At 66.8% G+C, this 2423-nt stretch carries 2 protein-coding genes and 1 pseudogene; 1 reads left to right on the top strand and 2 read right to left on the bottom strand.

Annotated features, from left to right (window positions below; all coding sequences use genetic code 11):
• Window positions 1–191: 191 nt before the first annotated feature.
• A complete protein-coding gene (locus AB0N06_RS38670; RefSeq protein WP_366139343.1) occupies window positions 192–485 on the bottom strand; it encodes a hypothetical protein in 294 nt (97 codons plus the stop codon).
• A 258-nt stretch (window positions 486–743) separates the two neighbouring features.
• Here AB0N06_RS38670 and AB0N06_RS38665 point away from each other — a divergent pair, with 258 nt between their 5' ends.
• Window positions 744–1577 carry a hypothetical protein gene (locus tag AB0N06_RS38665; RefSeq protein ID WP_366139342.1) on the top strand — a complete coding sequence of 278 codons (834 nt, stop codon included), beginning with the start codon at window positions 744–746 and terminating at the stop codon, window positions 1575–1577.
• 15 nt (window positions 1578–1592) lie between these two features.
• Here AB0N06_RS38665 and AB0N06_RS38660 read toward each other — a convergent pair.
• Window positions 1593–2348 (bottom strand): annotated as a pseudogene (locus AB0N06_RS38660) (IS256 family transposase); the annotation flags it as partial.
• Between the last annotated feature and the right edge of the window lie 75 nt (window positions 2349–2423).

Below are 2423 nucleotides of genomic sequence, written 5' to 3'. Positions count from 1 at the left end.
TCACTACACCCGTAAAGGGGTGGGCCGCTGAGCGGCCCGTCAGAACGTCATGGGCCCAAGCCCGCAACCCAGCACCCAGAGGCGAAGATCACCGCGTTGCTCGCCGAACACGCGCCCGCAGTCCGATCCTTGTGCGGGGCGGGAGTGATCGCATCACGAAGATGCCGGTCCGGGGCCGCATCTGGCCTTGGTCACGACGACTGCGCCTCGGGCTCGATGACGACGAATTTCTCACCAGTCCAGCGCACGACCAGTTCCCGTACTCCGTCCGGACCGCTCTGGGCCGCCCGGGACAGCTCGACCCGGCCCGCCAGGCTCCAACCGTGTTCTGCCCAGTACGTGTGGGCACTGATCAGGCCGGACAGCCGGATCAGCTCCCGTCGCAGCTCGGCCGCCCCGACAGCCGGGCGCAGAGCGAGCCGGTTGTAGATACGGATCTGCCAGCGCTTGAGCTCGATCAGGTCGTCAGGGAAACGGAAGGACATCACTCATTTAGTAGAGCAGATGTTCGAATTGTGGTGCGACCCCCACATCACCGGGTCGTGTCGCACTCGGCCCGCGCAATCAGCTCAGCGTGGTCGTGGTGGAGGTCTCGGGTGCCATGGCGGTCCGGTGCAGACTCCTCTGCTTCCCTCATAACGCATTCCAAGGCCGGGTGCGAGCGGCCGGAAAACATCGCATTACCGGACCTGCAAGGTGGGGAGGCTCCGACCGTCATTAACAGAAGGTGATCGGACGGATACATGAGGAAAGCGGACTTCGAGAATGCTCTGCACGAACTTCAGAAGGAGCTGGCCGAACAGCTGGAGGCCCGGCTGAAGCCCGTAACGGACGGGCAAGAAGCCATAGGCCAGCAGTACCTGAAGATCCTGGAGACCGTCCAGGCAGGCACCTCCGGGCTGCGCGAGGAGAACCGGGAACTGCGCCGCCGCCAGGAGCGACTGATCTCGGACGTCACCGAGACACGGCAAGACGTGTCAACAGTCCGCACCGAGGTCGCCCAGGCGCTGCTCGCCGCGCCTTCTCCCTCGCCTGAGAACACCGCCGTGCCGGCGGCCGAGACCCACCCCCTGCCTGACACCGACGCACCTGCCGAATCCGAAGAGGAGCCCATGAACCACAGCGAGCCCGGCCCGGTCCCCCACGCCTCCGCCATCGGTCTCGCCGGGGCCGGCCCCGAGATCGGAAACGGCCAGGACTTGCTGAAGCAGGCGGCGGCCGTCGCGTACCGCGGCGCGACACCCGCCGCGCAGTCCGGGCCGGTGATCCCGCAGCAGGCCCGCCGTCAGGAGCAGCCCACCACCGAGGGGCTCGCGCCGGAGGTCCAGCACGGTGTCCGGCTGATGAAGGCGGCCGGTGTCGCTCTGGCGGAGCTCGTGTGCCACCGCGACACGTGGGAGTACCTCACCGGCCTGAGTACCAATCAGACGCACTTCCGTACCCCGCCCAACATCGATGACGTCAAGGACGGGCGGGTACGTGTCGCTTTGTCCGGGCGATCGCTGATCGCGCTCCTGATCGCCCTGTGGGACACCCGGGACGAGGCCGAGTTCGGGTCTGTCAAACGAACGGTGTAACTCAGGTTGTTGGAGTTACTGACGGGCTGCGGAAAGGCGGCCGTCGAAGGTGATGTCGAAGGCGTTCAGGGCGGTCTTCCAGCACATGGTCCAGCGGGCCTGGCCCTTGCCGGTGGGGTCGAGCGACATGATCGCCATGTAGACGCACTTCAGGGCGGCCTGCTCGTTGGGGAAGTGGCCGCGGGCCTTGACCGCCCTCCGAATCCTGGCGTTGACGGACTCGATCGCGTTGGTGGTGCAGACGATGCGGCGGATCTCGGTGTCGAAGCGGAGGAACGGGGTGAACTCCTCCCACGCGTTCTCCCACAGCCGCACGATCGCCGGATACTTCCGGCCCCAGGCGTCGGCGAACTCGGCGAACCGCTCCAGGGCGGCCTCCTCGGTCGCCGCGGTGTAGACGGGCTTGAGGACCTTCGCGATCTTGTCCCAGTCCTGGCGGGCGGCATAGCGGAAGGAGTTCCGCAGCAGGTGGACCACGCAGGTCTGGACGGTGGTGCGGGGCCAGACGGCCTCGACCGCGTCGGGCAGGCCCTTGAGCCCGTCGCAGACCAGCATGAGGACGTCGTTCACGCCGCGGTTCTTGATCTCGGTGAGGATGTGCATCCAGTGCTTGGCACCCTCTCCGCCATCGCCGGCCCACAGCCCGAGGATGTCCCGCCGCCCCTCGGTCGTCACCGCGAGGGCCACGTAAATGGGCCGGTTGGCAACCGCCCCGTCGCGGACCTTCACGTGGATGGCGTCAATGAAGACCACCGGGTAGACGGGGCGGTTTCCACTGATCGTTGCGAATCAGCGGTAGGCGAGTTCCTTTGACCAGCGTCTCATGGCCTCGGCGGGGGTGCGGTC

It is taken from the genome of Streptomyces sp. NPDC051020 (genome assembly GCF_040683105.1).
Taxonomy (GTDB): domain Bacteria; phylum Actinomycetota; class Actinomycetes; order Streptomycetales; family Streptomycetaceae; genus Streptomyces.
This window is presented reverse-complemented; position numbering and strand designations above follow the sequence as displayed.